Source organism: Candidatus Chloroploca mongolica, assembly GCF_004762035.2.
GTDB lineage: Bacteria > Chloroflexota > Chloroflexia > Chloroflexales > Chloroflexaceae > Chloroploca > Chloroploca mongolica.
The window spans coordinates 1-18,099 of the sequence record NZ_SIJK02000053.1; the positions used below are offsets into that span (position 1 = coordinate 1).

At 60.9% G+C, this 18,099-nt stretch carries 7 protein-coding genes, 4 tRNA genes and 2 pseudogenes; 8 read left to right on the plus strand and 5 right to left on the minus strand.

Annotated elements, in window-relative coordinates; genetic code table 11:
• From EYB53_RS20145 to EYB53_RS20160, 4 genes and pseudogenes are all read left to right on the plus strand, one after another.
• Positions 1–1,168 (plus strand): annotated as a pseudogene (locus EYB53_RS20145) (hypothetical protein); the annotation flags it as partial.
• Between the two features lie 413 nt (positions 1,169–1,581).
• Entirely contained in the window at positions 1,582–2,826 is a 1,245-nt protein-coding gene (locus EYB53_RS20150) for a hypothetical protein (protein WP_135480392.1), read from the plus strand.
• Positions 2,827–4,005, plus strand: coding sequence for a radical SAM family heme chaperone HemW (gene hemW / locus EYB53_RS20155; protein WP_135480394.1), 1,179 nt, complete (start codon positions 2,827–2,829; stop codon positions 4,003–4,005). It abuts the gene before it with no gap.
• 163 nt (positions 4,006–4,168) lie between these two features.
• Positions 4,169–4,244: transfer RNA gene (locus tag EYB53_RS20160), tRNA-Arg, on the plus strand.
• A 124-nt stretch (positions 4,245–4,368) separates the two neighbouring features.
• On the opposite strand, the pseudogene EYB53_RS20165 reads toward EYB53_RS20160, so the two are convergent.
• From EYB53_RS20165 to EYB53_RS20180, 4 genes and pseudogenes are all read right to left on the minus strand, one after another.
• A pseudogene (locus tag EYB53_RS20165) lies at positions 4,369–5,448 on the minus strand (glycosyltransferase family 4 protein); the annotation flags it as partial.
• Positions 5,427–5,834, minus strand: a complete 408-nt coding sequence (locus tag EYB53_RS20170) for a hypothetical protein (RefSeq protein WP_135480397.1) — start codon at positions 5,832–5,834, stop codon at positions 5,427–5,429. The pseudogene EYB53_RS20165 and the gene EYB53_RS20170, both read right to left, overlap by 22 nt.
• A gap of 273 nt (positions 5,835–6,107) precedes the next feature.
• On the minus strand, positions 6,108–7,433 hold the full coding sequence (gene murA / locus EYB53_RS20175; RefSeq protein ID WP_135480400.1) for a UDP-N-acetylglucosamine 1-carboxyvinyltransferase: 1,326 nt from the start codon (positions 7,431–7,433) through the stop codon (positions 6,108–6,110).
• 229 nt (positions 7,434–7,662) lie between these two features.
• Positions 7,663–8,757 carry an NAD(P)-dependent oxidoreductase gene (locus EYB53_RS20180; RefSeq protein WP_135480402.1) on the minus strand — a complete coding sequence of 365 codons (1,095 nt, stop codon included), beginning with the start codon at positions 8,755–8,757 and terminating at the stop codon, positions 7,663–7,665.
• Positions 8,758–9,100: 343 nt separating this feature from the next.
• Here EYB53_RS20180 and EYB53_RS20185 point away from each other — a divergent pair.
• The 3 genes from EYB53_RS20185 (at position 9,101) to EYB53_RS20195 (ending at position 9,406) form a co-directional block, all read left to right on the plus strand.
• Positions 9,101–9,176 (plus strand) — tRNA-Trp (locus EYB53_RS20185).
• A 24-nt stretch (positions 9,177–9,200) separates the two neighbouring features.
• Positions 9,201–9,294: transfer RNA gene (locus EYB53_RS20190), tRNA-Ser, on the plus strand.
• 22 nt (positions 9,295–9,316) lie between these two features.
• A tRNA-Ser gene (locus tag EYB53_RS20195) sits at positions 9,317–9,406 on the plus strand.
• A gap of 76 nt (positions 9,407–9,482) precedes the next feature.
• Here EYB53_RS20195 and EYB53_RS20200 read toward each other — a convergent pair.
• Complete coding sequence (locus tag EYB53_RS20200) at positions 9,483–10,703, minus strand: L,D-transpeptidase (protein WP_135480404.1); 1,221 nt, start codon at positions 10,701–10,703, stop codon at positions 9,483–9,485.
• A 322-nt stretch (positions 10,704–11,025) separates the two neighbouring features.
• Between EYB53_RS20200 and EYB53_RS20205 the strand changes: the two genes are divergently transcribed.
• Positions 11,026–18,099: an SdrD B-like domain-containing protein gene (locus tag EYB53_RS20205; protein ID WP_135480406.1), complete on the plus strand. Its 7,074-nt coding sequence runs from the start codon at positions 11,026–11,028 to the stop codon at positions 18,097–18,099.

Consider the following 18,099-nt stretch of genomic DNA (forward strand, 5'->3'; position numbering starts at 1 on the left):
GAACGAGGCCGGCCAGGCGACGGTGCCGAACGACCTTGGCACCGTCAGCCAGGTCAGCGCGGGTGGGAATCACACCTGTGCGGTAACGTCGGGTGGGGCGTTGCGCTGCTGGGGAGAAAACAACTTTGACCAAGCGACGGTGCCGGGCGACCTCGGCGCGGTTAGCCAGGTCAGCGCAGGTGGGTATCACACCTGTGTGGTGACGGCGAACGGGGCGCTGCGCTGCTGGGGGAACAATCGGTACGGCCAGGTAACGGTGCCAGCCGATCTCGGCAGCGTGAGTGCGATCAGCGCGGGGGGATGGGGTCACACCTGTGCCGTGACGGTGGAGGGGGTGCTGAGCTGCTGGGGATGGAATTTGGACGGCCATGCGACCGTACCGAATGACCTCGGCACAGTGCGTGCAGTTAGCGTTGGCAGGGGCACATACATTTCTCAATTTATGGACACAGCGTCGCACAGCTGTGCCGTGACGGTGGAGGGGGTGCTGCGTTGCTGGGGATGGAACGGGGACGGCCAATTGAACGTACCGAACGACCTCGGCGTAGTCAACCAGTTCAGCGCGGGAGGAGCCCACACGTGTGCGGTAACTACAGACGGGAATCTGCGCTGCTGGGGGCGGAACAACTGGGACCAGGCGACCGTGCCGGGTGACCTCGGCGCGGTCAGCCAGGTCAGCGCGGGCCAACAACACACCTGTGTGGTGACGGCGAACGGGGCGCTGCGCTGCTGGGGGTGGAACTACAGCGGCCAGGCGACGGTGCCGGACGACCTCGGCATAGTCAGCCAGGTCAGCGCGGGCCAACAACACACCTGTGTGGTGACGGTGAACGGGGCGGTGCGCTGCTGGGGTGACCAAGCGACGGTGCCGAGCGACCTTGGCGCGGTCAGCCAGGTCAGCACGGGCTATCAACACACGTGCGCGGTGGCGGTGGACGGGGCAGTGCGCTGCTGGGGGGGAAACTACAGCGGCCAGGCGACGGTGCCGGACGACCTCGGCATAGTCAGCCAGGTCAGCGCGGGTCGGGATCACACCTGTGCCCTAACGGTGAAGGGGGTGCTGCGCTGTTGGGGCGATAATCAGTACGGCCAGACGACCATCCCCCGTGATCCGTTGCGGGTCACGGGTCGCGATGCACGGGTCTATGTGCCAGTGTTGCGTCGGTAAGCGAGGAGGTGCGCTCTGTCACTCCGTTCCGTTCTCGCGCACGATGGAGCTTGTTCTTGTTCTACACCTGGGATCGGGGTGAACGATGCTTTTTTGTCGAGCTACCCCGTGGCGTGAACAACGCCAATGATACCACGTAAACCTTGTGGCAAGCCTCTTCGAGCGGGGCGTACTCAGAATGACATCTTCGCGCCGAGCTTCCCGGAAGCTGTCTGTCAGGCGTGCGTGCAAGACGTTTCGTCGCACCCTCTGGTTGTACGTGTTCACATGTGGGGTAAAGCACCACCCTGGGAGCGAGGGCGTCCCGCCCTCGAAGGCATTCCGAGGGCGAGACGCCCTCGCTCCCAGGACAAGCCTGAACACTTACATCGGTTGCTTGAAAAGGATCCCCGGAATACGGTACACTATGTGCTATGAGAGCTTTTCTTGCGTTTCTTCTGTTGACACTGTTGCTGACTGGTTGTGCTCAGGCTGAGGTCGAAGCCCCGCCTGCACCGTCACCAACGAGTGCCGTTCGTCCAACCGACCCGGCGCCCGGGCCGCCGCCGCCCGATGAGCCTGTTGCTACCGCGCAGTTGTTGCCGGCTCCGCTCTATATGTTGGAAAGTGGTCAGATTGCCCGTATCGAGCGCGATATGGTAACGCGGGCGGTGGTGACGGCTGAACGTGTTGAGCTTCCTGGGGTCGAAGCGATTGCTGAATTTACCGTTGCGAGTGATGGCACGCTGGCCTATATTGTGGGCGATGTGACTGCCGACCGCCTGGTGCTGACCGATGCTCGTGGCGAGGATCTGCGCGTCATCTATGAAGAGGCGCAGCACGAACTGAGTGACCTGCTCTTTACGCCTGATAGCAGTGCAATCATCTTCCGCCTGCTCAATAATCGGCAGCCTGCTGATCCCAGTTTGCCGAGTGGCATCTATCGTTTGCCGCGTGAGGGTGGGGCGCTTGAATTGTTACGCCCCGATGACCCGGTTGATGATCCGGTCAATCCGGCGCGCACGGTCAGTGGCTATCGTCCGGTGGCCTTTGCGCCTGATCGCACCGCATTGTTAGTCGAGGTCTTTGCCCTCTTTTATGAAGATTGTACACTGGGCGTGATGGCTAGCGACGGCGGCGAGGTGACGCGCATCACCGTGCCTGAGGGGGTACAGGTGCTTTGTGATGAAGCCGTCTGGACAACCGCGAGTGATGCGGTATTCTTGCTTGCGGTGCGGGTGGATGGTGACCAGGGACAGGATGGCCCGACCCTCTGGCGCACACAACGAGGTGACGGGATGGCCGTGCCTTTGTTGACGCAGCCGGACATCTTTGCGCGTGCGCCGCTGAGTTTGCCTGGGCAAGCAGTGCAATTTTTCCTGGCGCAGCTTCAACGTGATCTGGCTGGGTTGATTACGGGGGCGACCTTTACCCCGGTGCGGCTTGATTCCCCCGAGGCAAGCCCGACGCCGCTTGGTCCTTCGTTTGCGCGCCGCCTTGATGGGGTGCTCTGGGCACCTGATGGGTCAGGTGCGCTTGTGGCGCTTGGCTCCTTTGTCGAGGCCGAGGGCGAGGATAACCGCCCGGTGCTGCGCTGGTTGCCACGTGAAGGATCGCCGGTCGATCTGCCGACGGCGCGAATGTTTATCAATGGCCTGGCCTGGGCCCCAGAAGAATAGATGCAACACCTCTATCTCCATATTCCCTTTTGCCATCGTCGGTGCAGTTATTGCGATTTTAATACGTATGCCAATATGGAGCACCGGATCGAGGCATATGTCGAGGCGCTTTGCGCTGAGTTGCGGATGCGTGCCGCGCAGGAGCATGTTCCGGTGCCTCGTTCGACTGAGGCGGCGGCCTTGCCACCGACCATCTTTTTTGGTGGTGGTACCCCGACGATGCTCTCGTTGGGCCAGTTTGAACGCATCCTTGAGGCTGCGTCGGCCCTGGTGCCGCTGGAGGGGGCCGAGATTACGAGTGAGGCGAATCCGGGTACGGTGCTCGGGCGCGACTATTTGCGCGGGCTACGCAGCCTCGGGGTCAACCGGCTCAGCATGGGCGTGCAGAGTCTGCACGATCCGACGCTCCGGGTGCTCGGGCGGATTCACACAGCGGCTGAAGCGCGGCAAAGCTTTGAAGAGGCGCGCGAGGCTGGCTTTACCAATCTGAATCTCGATTTCATCTTTGGTTTGCCAGGGCAAGATCTGGCGCAATGGGAAGCGACGCTCGCTGCAATCACCACCTGGGGTGCCGAGCACTTCTCGCTCTACTCGCTGATTCTTGAAGAGCAGACGCCGCTCTTTGCGCAGGTCACAGCCGGCAATGTGGTGGTGCCTGACGATGATGCGGCAGCCGCGATGTATGAAGCGGCGATGATGCAATTTGCGGCGGCGGGCTATCAACAGTACGAGATTAGCAACTGGGCACGCAGCACCCCCGAGGATGGCCGCCTGCCCCGGTATGCCTGTAACCACAACCTGGCTTACTGGCTGAACAGCGACTATCTTGCGGTGGGTGCCGGTGCGCATGGGCATCTCTATCCCCGGCGTTATGCCAACATCCTTGGCATTGACGCCTATATCAAGGCGGTTGCGCAGGGCACCTTGCCGGTAGCAACCGTGACAGCATTGACGCCCGAAGATCTGCGGGCCGAAACAATGATGATGGGCTTGCGTCTGAACCAGGGGGTCAGCCAGGCGCATTTTATGGCTCGGTGCGGCCTTGGGCTTGACGAGGCCTACGGCCCCACCATTGCGCACCTCATCGATCTGGGTGTGCTCGAAAGCGATGCTGAGCGCATCAGACTCACAGCCCGAGGGCGCATGGTCGGCAACCAGGTCTTTGCCAAGTTTGTGTGAACTGGGGTGCGACCCAGCTTCCGGGAAGCTCTGCGCGAAGATGTCATGGCGCACCGACGTGCCTGAACCACCGATGAGCATGCTGCCACCACCGCGCAAGCTTCCCGGCTTCCCGGAAGCTTTTTGCAAATCTGCGATCCTTGTGCTAGACTACACGCGGCGGGGGCCGGTAGCTCAGGGGATAGAGCTGCAGTCTTCGGAACTGCGAGTCGGGGGTTCGAATCCCTCCCGGCCCGCCATCGCCTCGGTTTTTGCGTTTCCGCTCTTCCCTCCCTCTTTGATACACTCAAGCAGAATCTGCTGCGTTGCCTGCGCCGTTGCTTCCCAGGTGAAGGTGGCGGCACGGGCAAACCCGCGTGCGCGCAGGCTCGTCCGTAGTGCGGCATCCCGCACAAGTTGGACGATACCTGCGGCCATTGCTTCGGTCGCGGTCGGATCGACCAGCAGCGCGGCGTCGCCAGCGACTTCGGGGAGGGCGCTGCTGGTGGAGGTGAGCACCGGCGCTCCGCAGGCCATTGCTTCGAGCACGGGCATGCCAAAACCTTCGTAGAGCGACGGGAAGAGAAACGCCGTGGCCCCGGTCAAAAGGGCGTTTAGGTCGCCGTCGGGCACGTAGCCAGGGAAGCGTACCAGGTCGCCGAGATCATGTTCAGCGACGTGCCGTTCGATGGCATCGCTGAGCCAGCCGCGTTGCCCGGCCAGCACCAGAAGCGGAGGGCCACTTACGCCTGGCTGCTCAAGGTGCGGCAAGGCGCGGGCAAAGGCGTCGAGCAGGCGCACCAGGTTTTTGCGGGGCTGAATGGTGCCAAGATAGAGCAGGTAGGGCCGGATCTGGTGTGTGCCTGGCACCAGCAAATTGTAACGCGCACACGTCGCCGCCACCTGCGCCGGATCATCAATCGGCTGAAACGTTGTACTGAGGCCGTGATGCACTACCTGGATGCGCGACGGATCGGCCCCATAGGTGCGCACCAGATCGGCCTTGGTCGCCTGCGAGATCGCGATCACCTGCCGGGCGGCCCGCAGACTCCAGCGCGTCGTCAGATCGAGTTCGAGTCGTCGTCGTGCCGTATGCGCCTCGGGGAAGGCCAGGTAGCCAAGGTCGTGGATCGTCACAACGCTCGGGCGGGCGGCGACGAGCGGCACCACATGGGCGGGCACAAAGAGCACATCGGGTTGCTCGAAGAGCGTCGTCGGCCCGAGCCGCGCATGGGTCCAGAGCCGCCGCAACGGGATGTTGCGCAGGCGAACATTGGCCCCGAGCGGGGGCAGATCGGCTGGAATGCCATTGGTATAGAGCACATAGTGATGAAATTGGTCAAGCCGCGCCAGAGCCGCGATCACCTCATAGCTATAACGCTCGGTACCAGTGCGATGGGTCGCACTGAGCCGACTGGCATCAATCGCAATGGTTGGCACCTTCATTGGGCAAAAGCTTCCCATCCGCGTTGCAGCACTTCGGGAGACGGATCAGGCTGCGCCGGATCGAGCCCGAGGCCGCTGATGAACTGGGCAACCAGTGCCTCTTGCGCTCCGTTGGCCTGAGCCGCCTGGCGCAACGCTGCGGCGACAAGGTGTTTTTGATGGAGACTCAGCAGTTGGCGGGCCTCAGCGAGAAACTGCGTGCAACTGACCTCGCCGAGATAGCGCTCGACGCGATCGCGCAACTCGCGATCAGACGCCAGCCCCTCGGGCCAGAACGGGGCGACCTGCCCGTTGACATAGACACTGCGTGCCCCGGCGAGATGACCAAGCGCCGTCACCAGCGCTGCTGCCGGAGAGAGGCGCCCCGGCGGATAGATTGCGTCAAGTTCAGTCCATGAACCCATAGTTTCTCCTTTGAGCGCGACAGTTGTAGTGCCGACTTTAGTCGGCTGAGGCCGACTAAAACGCTTGGTGTGAGTTCTCGTACACGGTTTTGCATCAGGATGCGGTACACGCGTAGCCTCCGCATCGCAATCGGGCGAAATATGCATTTTTCGGCGGCGTCCCAGTGCGGCAAAAACGATCTCACACCAAGCGTTAAAGTCGGCACTACATAAAAACCTATGCATATGCTGGCGCAAACGATCAGCGCAGTTGATCGTTTGCGCCAGCATACATTAACGTAAAACCCGTTCGATGTGCAGATTCATCTGAGCAAGGCGTGGGACGACATCGCCGTAGCCTCGTTCGAGCAGGTGGATGCCACGAATATACGAGGTACCACGCGCAATCGCCGCAGCAATGATATACGCCAGCCCAGCGCGGAGGTCGGGGATGGTAATCATTGTTTCGTCTGAAGTGAGGGGGGTTGGCCCGACGATGATCGCGCTATGTTCGTGATTCTGATTGCTAAAACGACAAGCCAACCCACCAAGACAGTGAGTGGTTAGCTGGGTATTAGCCCCCAGTTCGTTCAACGCCTTGAGGTAACCAAAGCGATTCTCGTAGACGGTCTCGTGGATGATCGAAATACCGTGCGCCTGGGTGAGCATGATCGCAAAAGGCTGTTGCCAATCGGTTGAAAACCCAGGGTAGACATCGGTCTCAACCACGGTGGGGGTCAAGGCCCGGCGGCGAAAGAAACGCACCTTGCGCGGTTCGAGCAGTTCAAAGCCGCCACCAACTTGTTGAAAATGGGCCAGGAAATTGCCCAGGTGGTTCGGATCAATGCCGCTCACCGTAATATCGCCGTCCGACGCCCCGGCGAGGCAGGCCCATGAAGCGGCCTCGATCCGGTCGCCGAGGATCGGCATGCGCGTGCCGAGCAACTGCGGCACACCCTCGATCACGATCTCGCGTCCGGCGGAGGTGAAGATGACCGCTCCCATTGAACGCAGCAGCGTAATCAACTCGATAATCTCGGGTTCAATCGCGGCATTGGCAATCAGACTGCGCCCCTCGGCCATCACGCCGAGGAAGAGACAGGTTTCGGTGGCACCGACGCTTGGGTAGGGCAGACGAATCTGGGTGCCGCGGAGCCGCCCACGGCGACGGGCCACATACCCTTCTTTTGTGGTTGTCACGGTGCCGCCAAAGTGTTCGATTGCCATCAGGTGAAAATCAACCGGGCGTTCCCCGATCCGGCAGCCACCAACAACCGGCACCGCGACCTCGTCAAAACGGTGCAACAGCGCACCGAGTAACAGAATCGGAATCCGATTGCTGCCCGAGTCGGGAATAGGCACCTGCGACGACGTGATGTCCGTCGGATCAATCGTCAACGTCGTGCCATCGGCGTGAATCTTCGCGCCAATCGCTTCGAGCATACTGTGGGTAATCACAACATCACCAATCGGTGGACAATTCAAGAGTTGGGTCGGGGTATCGGCCAACAGTGCGGCCACCATCGCCTTGGTCGCAAAATTCTTGGCCCCGAGTGCCGTCAGATGCCCCACGACTGGCTCGCCACCGCGGATGCGATAGACAAACTGATCACTAGCCATACGGTGTATCTCCTCATATGCAGGCTCTCAACATAGCCTGTCATGCCTCTGATCATACACCATGTTGCGCTGAGAACAACTGCTGGTTGCAATCTGCGTGCTCCGGTTGGTACCGTCGCGCTCAAGCGCTCGGCTCTGGGAAGCGAAGCCCGCGCAAGCGGGCCCGAAGCGTCGCAATGCGCAGGGGCAAGCAAACATCTGGGTGAGAAGGTCTCCAGGTGCTTCGTGCTCAATAATAGGGCAACTGTTCATCAAAGCAGGTTCCCTGGTTGCGATGCCAGGCAACGACATGTTTGATGGCTTCGAACGCCTTGGTTCTGGCGGCAAGATCCGAATTGAAGCCCTGGTGCGGTTGCACGTAGATATTGGCACTGCGATCGAGGGCCTTGCGTACCATGTGGCGGGCAGCCGCATGATCATCGCCAACCTCTTCATCGCTACTCACCAGGGTCGCAAATTCTGCCTCTGACGAAAAGACATCCAGACCCAGGCCCATGATCTTTCCTGCACGATAGAGATCCCACAGACCCGCTTCGGGCGCGATTTCGCCTCGGGTTACATTGATAAAGATGAGTCCATCGCGTGCCTGAGCGAGATATTCCTTTGTGAAATAGCCAACATTATAAAAAGGACTCGCCTGGTTTTTGGTGAGGTTCATCGCGTTGACGATGATATCACTTGACATAATTGCTTCGTCCTTGGAAACAAACGTGAAACCCTCACCGTATACGTTTTGCAGGGAATCTTGACGGAGATCAACGCCCTGAACCGACAACCCATTGGCGGCGGCCAGTTCATAGACACGCTTGCCAATCTTGCCAACGCCATAGACCGTCAGGCTTTTGTGCGGGCCTAGCTCGACGAACGCACGTGAATTCTTGCGGTCAAAGGTCGCCGTCTGGTGCGTATAATGGTTCAGTTCGCCTGCCGCAGCGTAGAGCAATTTCATGACGGTCTGGGCAACCGCCGTGACGCAGTACTCGCGGAGGGAGGCGAGATTGACCGTGGCGGCTAGATGTTCGAGGTGATCATAGCCTGCACTTCGTGTGATCACGCTCTTCTTGGCGCCGGCCAGATAGTTCGCGGGCAGAACCGAGTGGGTTTTGATCGTGATGAGCTTCGGAAGCCGTGTTTCAGGATGCTCCTCCAGGTAGTCTTGCACACTGCGCGGCGTCATCAAAGAGGTGTGCGTGGGTGGAAGTTCGCCACGTTCCATCGCTATGCTGGTTGCTTCCCGCAAATGATCGGCCTCGGGGCCAAGCGCCTCGAAGTGGATCAGGTCATAGTCAGTTGCTCGGGCGTCATGTTCCTGGAATACGCTCATAGACACCTCATCAAAACAGGGCTTGGCCGTGCGTCTGGGAGTTGGGTGGCTCCTTACGTCATCAGATACCTCTTTCCACGCTGGTATAGTAGCGGTTTCCTTCGTCTCACGCAAGCGATACCAGCGCTTAGGGCGATTGCATCTTCCGTATAGGCACCCCGCCAAGGCACCCGCAAGGGCACCCGCAAGGGGTGCCCGTACACCGGATTCGGCCCCCGCCCCGGTACGGGCACCCCTTGCGGGTGCCCCGTTGTATCCGGTTTCGTATGATGCAATCGCCCTATACCAGCGCTAATGGCCGGTTGCAAAGCCAGGCAGAGTATGGTATTATCTCGCTGTGCAAAGGCGGGTAGCTCAATTGGCAGAGCAGCGGCCTCCAAATCCGCAGGTTGCAGGTTCGATTCCTGTCCCGCCTGCCAGATCTTCTGCCGGACAAAACCAGTGGGGGTGTGGCGGAGCCCGGTTTATCGCGTCGGTCTTGAAAACCGAAGGGCGTAGCAATGCGTCCCGTGGGTTCGAATCCCACCGCCCCCTCCAGTTCAGGTTGTTGTGTACGTACGGGGAGGTCGCATAGAGGCCTAGTGCGGCGGTTTGCTAAACCGCTAGGGGAGCAATCCCCTCGAGGGTTCGAATCCCTCCCTCCCCGCCAGTATGGGTAACAGCGAGGCGTGATGTAGGCAATCCTACATCACGCCTTGCTGTTTGTTGCGCAAGATGAGCGTTCGTTAGTACGAGATGATGACGCGCGTGCCCAGGTCGGCCCAGCCATAGAGCCACTGGGCATCATCGATGCGCAGGTTGATGCAGCCGTGTGAGGCACGGATGCCAGTGCCGTGGTTGTCGTGCCAGTAGCTACCGTGCAGGGCTACGCCACCAACAACATACTGTACCCACGGAATATTTGGGACTTCCCAGCACTCGCCTCCCAAGCAGTCGGCCATCGTCTGCATCGGATATTTGAGGTAGATCGCATATTCGCCGACCGGCGTGTTGAAGCCGTCACGTCCGGTGGCAACGGGTGCGCGGAACACGAGCAGATCCCCTTCATAGGCCCTCAGCCACTGCTCGCTGAGGCTTACCTCGATGCGGCGTTCCCAAATGGCGGGGTGCCAGGTCAGCGTGCCGGGCATCTGGGTGACCGGGGCAATATTCACCCCACGGATTTGGGCCAGTTGCCGACCGAGATCGCTCAGTTGAATCTCGTGAAGCGAGTTGATCCGGTAGCCCGTCGAAGCGCGCATGCTCTGGAAGAAACTCGGCAGATCCTCGGGGAAATAGATGAATTTGGCCCGCTCGAAATACTGGACGAGCCGCCCCCCTTCGTCAACGGTTTCGCTTAATGGGAAGCCGAAGATGCGCATGCCGCCCCGCTTTTCCCAGGCTTTCCGGAACTCGCCCCAGAGGGTGTGGCCCGTTTCGGGGAAGTAGAGCACGCCTGTCTGTGGATCTTCGATCGGGGCCGGGAACCCCTGGTAGGCCAGCATATCGCGCCCCAGCAAGCCGAGTTGCACCTGTTCGTCGGCAGGCAGTTCGGGATGGTACTCGAAGCGTGCTCGCTCGAAGTATTGCACAATGCGCCCATCTTCGACAAACTCTTCGGTGAGCGGATAGCCAAACGTGTGGATTTGACCATTCGCCCGCCAGAAGTTGAGAAAGCCACTGCGGTTGCTCACGTGATGCCCCGTCTGCGCAAAATAGACGGTCTGCATCCGAGGCAATTGTTCTGCGTTCACGATGCCCGCCTGTTGGAACTGGCTGGCACGGAAAGCTACCTCGTTGGCCTGGGCCGCAACCACCGCAGCCCGCGCCTCACGGTAGCTCACCGGGGGCGCAAAATCAGCACGCGGGTGACGCGCTTCAATATGCTGTGTCCAGAGAATACTACTTATGATAGCAGTAATAACGAGTAACGGAACGGCCAGTGGAAGCAAACGGCGAGCACGCATACTATGTTTCCTTGGGATAAAGCCATGCGAGGAGGGTCGTTGTTTTTTTCTATTATATAGAAAGTAAACGCTTTTGACTAGTGTTTATGGTGCAATACCTTGCACATACGGCGGTTTTTTGACGCAAAGGCGCAGAGGCGCGAAGGTTTGAGGGACTTGCATGCGCAGCTTTGCGCCTTTGCGCCTTTGCGTCAATACGAGTAGCCCGTATGTGCAAGATCTTGGCTCTAGGCTCAAACGCTCGTGGCGACAATTTGTGGACACCTGGATGCTATGATGCTTGCATCCCCGATTTTTTCTCATATGGCGACAGGAGTCAACGATGCGCTGGCTAGTTGGTGGGATGTTTCCACGGATGCGATACGTGGCGAGCGTGATGCTCTTGCTTAGCGGGTTGCTGCTGGCGGGCAATGCGGGCACGCTCGTGCGCGCCGAACCGTTGCTTCCGACATCTACGTTGGTCGTGACGACCACTGCCGATAGTGGTCCTGGTTCGTTGCGCCAGGCCATCCTTGATGCCAATGCCAACCCCGGCGCGGACACCATCACCTTTGCCATTGGCGCAAGTGGCAGCCAGCAGACGATCCAGCCCACCACTGCCCTCCCTACCATCACCGGCCCCGTCACCATTGATGGCTGGAGTCAGGGCGGCAGTAGCTACACCGGCCCGCCGCTCATCGAGCTCAACGGTGCGTTGGCGGGTCCTCAGGCCGTCGGCCTCACCCTCACCGGCGGCGGCAGCGTCGTGCGCGGGTTGGTGATCAATGGCTTTGCGATTGGCGGCTTCGCCGGTGGCATTCGCCTGCAAACGGGCGGCGGCAACTGGATCTACGGGAACTACATCGGCATAAACTTCGCCGGGGATACACGGGTTGCCAATACGCGCGGCATCTGGATTGACGGCGGCTCTAGCAACAACCGCATTGGCACCAATGCCGACGGCGTCAACGATGTGGCCGAGCGCAACGTCATCTCTGCCAACGTCGAGCAGAATATCTGGATCTATCAGCCCGCCACTGTGGGCAACCTGATTATGGGCAACTACATCGGCCTGAATGCGTCGGGCACAGCGGCTGTGGGTACAAACAATCAGACCGTCGCTGCCGCCGGTATTCTGGTGCAGGAAGCCAGTTACACGGTCATCGGCACCGATGGCGACGGGCAAGGTGATGCGCTGGAAGGCAACGTCATTAGCGGCAGCATCCTCAACATCAACCTGACCGGCACAAGCAACCTCAACGAGAGCCACCACAACCGCATCTCCGGCAATCTGATTGGCACGAACGCCAGCGGCACGGCCAGCGTGGGCATCCAGGCGGAAGGCGTGCGTGTCTACGTCGCGTATGACAACCTCATCGGTACGGATGGCGACGGCGTTTCTGACGAATTGGAAGGCAACGTCATCTCTGGCAACATCGATTTTGGCGTGATGCTGCAGCAGACCGGATCACGCAACACCGTCGTCGCCGGCAACAAGATTGGCACGGACATCACCGGGATGCTCTCCCTTCGCAACGGTTATGGCAGTTCGCCGCGCGCTGGCATCCTGCTGGGCGGCTACGGCAACCGCATCGGCACCAATAGCGACGGCGTCTCCGACGACCTGGAACGCAACCTGATCTCCGGCAACACCAATGTGTCCACGTACGCCATCTACTTCAACAACCTGCCCAACCCTGATGCGCCACCCACGATCATCGCCGGGAATTGGATGGGAGTAGACGCCACCGGTCTGGCAGCGCTGCCCAACAATGTCGGCATCGGCAGCACCTCGTACGCTCCCACGATCATCCGCGACAACGTGATCTCCGGCCACACTATTGAAGGCATCAGTACCCATTCGTCCAATATGCGGATCACCGGCAATCGGATTGGCGTGGGCGCGGATGGCGTCACGCCGCTGGGCAATGGGCAGCACGGGCTTTTCCTATCGGGCAATGACAATGTGATCGGCGGTACCGAACCCGGGGAAGCCAACATTATCGCCCACAATGGCACAATCTCGGCATTCTACAGCGGCGTGAGAGTGGGCAATACTGGCCTGCGCAATGCGATTCGCGGCAACCGCATCTACGCCAATTCGCAACTGGGCATCGATCTGCGCTGGCCCGATGGCGTGAATATCAACGATGATGACGACCTGGACACCGGCGGCAACAACCTGCAAAACTACCCGGTCATCACCTTTGCCCAGGGCTATGCCAATGGCACGACCGTGCTTCGAGGCACGCTGAACAGCAATGCCAACATCACCTTCACCCTCGATTTCTATTACAGCACCGAGGCCGATCCCAGTGGCTATGGCGAAGGTGAGTTCTACCTAGGTGCGGCCAGTGTAAGCACCGATGCCGAAGGCGACGCCGAATTTGACGTGACTCTGCCCACGACCATTCCGCCCAATCAGTTCGTCAGCGCCACCGCCACGCACGCCGATGGCAGCACGTCGGAGTTTTCGCTGGCCCTGCCCGCCGGGGGCGTGCTCGATCCACCAATCGTCGGACTGAACGCGGCCCACACCACCTCGGGCTATGCCAATGATCCTGTCACCTTTGCCGCCAGTATCAGTGCCGGGACGGGCGTGAGCTACGTGTGGCATCTGGGTGACGGCAATCTGGCCGCCGGGCCGCTGCTCGAACATAGCTACGCCGCACCGGGGGTCTATACTGCTACCGTCACGGCCAGCAACAACAGCAGTAGTGCGCAGGCGCACACGGTTGTCACGCTGGTCGAGGCCCCCAACATCAATGGCCGCGTCTGGCAGGATCTGGATCTTGACGGCATCCTGGGTCTCGGCGAAGGTGGCATGGCAGGGGTGACGGTTACGGCTGTTGGTTCCACCGGCAGCATCGAAGCCATCACCGATGCCGACGGTCGGTACCAGATCTTTATCCCCGAACCGGGCCTTTATACCGTAAGCGCTTCAGCCGCGAATATGTCACCGACAACCGCGACCGATCTTGCCATTCCGATGGGCGATCAGGGCGGCACCGTCGTGAACTTTGGTCTGCACGAAACGCCGCCCGCCGGTTTTGGCATCATCGCCGGGCGCACCTGGGTAGACCTGGACGGATCCGGCTTTCCCGAGCCAGACGAAGAGCCGTTGGCCGGGTTGCAACTCGATTTCTATGGCTTTCAATTTCCGCAACAGACTATGACCACCGACGCCGACGGCCTGTTTCGCCTGATCTTGCCCCACGAGCGGAGCTACGTTCTGCAGATGTATGCGCCAGGATTTTTCCCGCCCGAGCGTCGCTTAGGGGGCTTCAATATTTGGCTCGATCAGGACGATCCGCTGCTGAATTACCACGCGCCTTTCAATCGTGGCGGCACCGTCAGCGGGCGCGTGACGACGACCGGTGGCGCGGGCATCCCCAATGCGAGCCTGAACATCGGTCAGCCCTTCGCTGTGACCACTACGAACGCCAATGGCGACTACGCTTTTCTCAATCAGGAACCGTCCGCGAGCAAAGGTTTAGGCATCAATCCGCCGTTCCCCTATGTCCTCGGCAGCAGTAGTGGTTTCCGGGTCTTTCCGCTGCCGCCGAACAGCTTTGTCACCGAAAACTGGCTGGCGGAGCGGATCGGCCGCCTCACCGTCCACACTCAGCAGACCATTGGCAGCCAGACTCTGCCAGCAGGGTTCATCTTTTTTCGGTTGCAGGGCAACGGCGTAGATCAGACGCTCGTCACTGGTGTGAACGGCCAGGCCTGGGCTGATCTGGACGCGGGCACGTACACGCTTACCGTTCTACCTGAATATCTGCCCCCCGAGACGATCGTCGCACCCACGTCGCGCACCGTGGTTGTCGCCAATAATACCTTTGCCAACACCACGTTCACCGTCACCCCGGCACAAGCGCTGGCGGTGGGTTGCGAAGTTGCGGGGCAGGGCTTTCCGTGTACGGTGGAAATCTACGACGCCGATGGCAACCTGGTGGCAACGGTGGATTTGACCAGCGCCAATCCCGCGACGGTCATTACGGATCTGCCGCCGGGCAGCTACGAGGTTGTTGTCATCCCGGCAGAACCGGGCTGGCCGGAAAGTTCCAGCGTGGTGACGCTGGATGGCGAGACCCACGCCGAAGTGGACTATCCTTTCAACCCCACCAATCTCCAGACGATCAGCGGTTATGCCTATTGGGATCGCTGTTATCCGCTGGGGGTGCGCGGCAACACCGACTATTGCACCGAGACCAATATCCCCAGCAATAACGACCTCACAGTGACGCTCGCGAACGCTACGGGAACCGTCATCAGCACGACGGTGACAACCGTTGGCACAGGCTGGAACACCGGCTACTATGCCTTTTCCAACCTGCCGGTGGGCAACTACCGCGTGACGATCAACTTCCCCGGTGGCTTTGTCCCCCAGACCGCTGCCTCGGCCTGGCGCAACCTGACCGGCTTTGGCTCGCCAGAGATGCTCAATTTTGGCTATACGCGTACCGAAAACCGCAGTCTGACCGGGTATGCTTTTTATGATGTCAACAACAATGGCAGCTACGACGTGGGCATTGATGATCCCTATGCCGGGGCGGCGATCACCGTTACAAGCCTGACAGACACCCCTATCTCCACCCACACAACCGCGTCTGATGGCTCATTCACGGTGCTCTCGATCACCAGCGGCGAATACCGGGTTACGCTGAGCACGCCCGACCTGCAACTGACGCGCATCGCGGTTGTTCCGGCCAGCGGCGGGATCCCCTGGGTGCAATTTCCGCTGCCGCCCAATGATGCTCGTCCACGCGCTATCGTTTTTCTCGATAGCAATCACGATGGGCAACTCAATCCGGGGGAACAGCGCTTGGGCGGGGTCGATGTGGCCCTGACCAACCAGCCCTGCGGCGGGCTTGCCGCTCCCATCGACACCAGAACGACCAATACCGACGGACTGGTGCTCTTCACCAATCCGCTTGCGGCGCAGATGCGCACTCTGGCCGCCGCGCCCGGCAGTCCACCTGGGTGTGTCAAGATCGTCACCAGCACGCTACCCGCAGATGTTGCCCCGGCCAACTTGAATGGTGCAACAATGCCGCGCAACAGCGGCGTGCCCGTCATGCTCCCTGTCTATGCGCAGGGCACGCTGCTGGTGCAGGTCTTCTGGGACATAGACGGCGATGGCACCCACGACAGCAACGAGCCATTGCTTGGCAGCGGCTCGGCTACCGTGGGTGGCCAGACCAGAAGCGTCAGCGAAAACGGGGCGACCTTTGTGCTGGCAACGGGCAATTACAGTCTGAATGTAGTCGCTCCGGCGGGGTATACGTTCAGCGCGGCGCAGCCACTCAATGTTGTCGTTGGGGCCGGCGTGACGACGCGCAAGGTGGCGGTGCGGGTTGCCGGCGGCATCAGTGGTGCGGTCATTGGCCCGGAGGGGGCGATGGCCGGGACGACGGTGCGCCTGACGAATGTGGCGACGAATCAGACCTACGAGACCGTCGCGGCGACCGGATGTGTCGGCTGGTGCAGCGACGCCTTCTACCAGTTCACCAATCTCCCCACCGGCCAGTACCGTCTGAGCATCCCCACGCTGCCGCCGGGCCATCTGCTGGCGAGCGAGCCGGTCGTGAACTATGCCGCCGCCGGGCAGAGCATCCAGCAAAACCTGCTGCTCAACCCGCTTGGCTACCTGAGCGGTCTGGTCTATCTTGATGCCAACCTGAATGCGCAGCGGGATGTGGGTGAAGCTACCGCGACCGGGTACGTGGTCACCCTGTTGAACGACGGCGGCTTGCCGGTGCAAACTGCCGTGCCTGATGCCAACGGAGCCTATCTTTTCACCAACGTGCAAGCGGGGGTACGGTATCTCGTCACGGTGGATCTCTACGTCAGCCAGGCGGCCAGTGCGAGCGATAGCCTGACCGAAGCGCCGGGCTGGTTTTTGCCGGGGACGCAGCCAGTGCAGGCCAACATCGGCATCTACCAGGGCGGCGGCGAGCACAACTACAATACGGTGTATGGACGGATCACCGCCAATGGTGCAGGCGTAGCTGGGGTGCGCATCGGGTACTACCAGTGGGTACCCGATGGCGGTTGCCAGCAGAGCAACCCGGCATGGCAGGGTCTCGAAACGACGAGCGACATCAACGGCGCGTACAAATTGCTGACCAACATGCTGCCGGGCAACGGTCTCGCCTACTGCATCGCTGCTCGTCAACTCAGCGGCTATCAGCAAAGCACCTTCCAGGCCACCGGAACCAATTTCAGCTATCAGACCACGGGCGGCGCGATCATCTGGCATCCGGGCTACTGGCAGCGCGACCTCACGCTTGTTCCCGCTGCCGCCCAGCCACGCAACCTGACCGAGAGTGCCGCGCTCGCGTGGTCGGCCTTCCGCGATGACAACCTGAACGGAGTCTGGGACGACAACGAACCATCCGTACCTGGTGTCCGGGTCGGCAGCGATACGACCGGTCTGATCACCGGTCTCGCCAACGGGCTCCAGACCCTGGATGTCGTAGCGCCGACCGGGTATCTGCCAGTGCAGGGCAACAGGGCCTCGATCTGGCTGAATGGCGCCGATGCAACGCTGCCGCCGCTGCCCTTCCGCTTTGCCGGAGGCTTGCAGGGGCACGTTTTTGCCGATGAAGACGGCGACACCTGGCTCCGCGAGGGCGAATCCGGCGTCGTCGGGGTGGTGCTTGCCCTGACTGGCCCCACGACAGCCACGGTTGTCAGCGATGCACAGGGCCGCTTCAGCCTCCCCACGCTTCCCGACGGAACCTACACCGTCACCGTTACGCCTCCGGCCACGTATGCCGCCGTCCCACCCCAGACGCTCACCCTCGAAGACGGTGGCGGGCTAAGCATCGCTCTCCGCCCCTTGGCGCAACTCTCGGGGGCCGTCTACGACGACTGGGACAACGACGGCCAGCGTGGTGCCGACGAGCCGCTGGTCACCACACCGATCACCGTGACCGTCAACGGCATAGGGGCGCAGCGCACAGCACTCGGCATGTTCCGTTTCTGGGAGGTGCCTGACGGAGCGTACACCGTCACCCCCTGGTGGCGGGCCGTCGATCCAGGCGCGGCCAACCCCACAACAACCAGCGCCATCGGCCTCCCTGCCGTCCCGGCGGGCATCGTCCGCGGCACCGCCTGGCTCGACAGCAACGGCGACGGTCTGCGCCAACCCTGGGAAGCGCCGCTCGCTGGCGTACCCATCGTGCTCGGTGAACAAACGACTGTCACCGATCACGACGGGCGCTATCTGTTGGGAGAAATCCGCCCAGGTACCTACCCACTTGCCGCGAACCTCCCGCAGGGGCTTGCGGTAAGCCTGGAACCGATCACGATCAGTGACACACGTGGGCTTGCCATTGGCCTCGCCGCCACGCCAGCGCAACCGGGCGAACGGTATCGCATCTTCTTGCCAACCCTCGCAGCCCGGTAA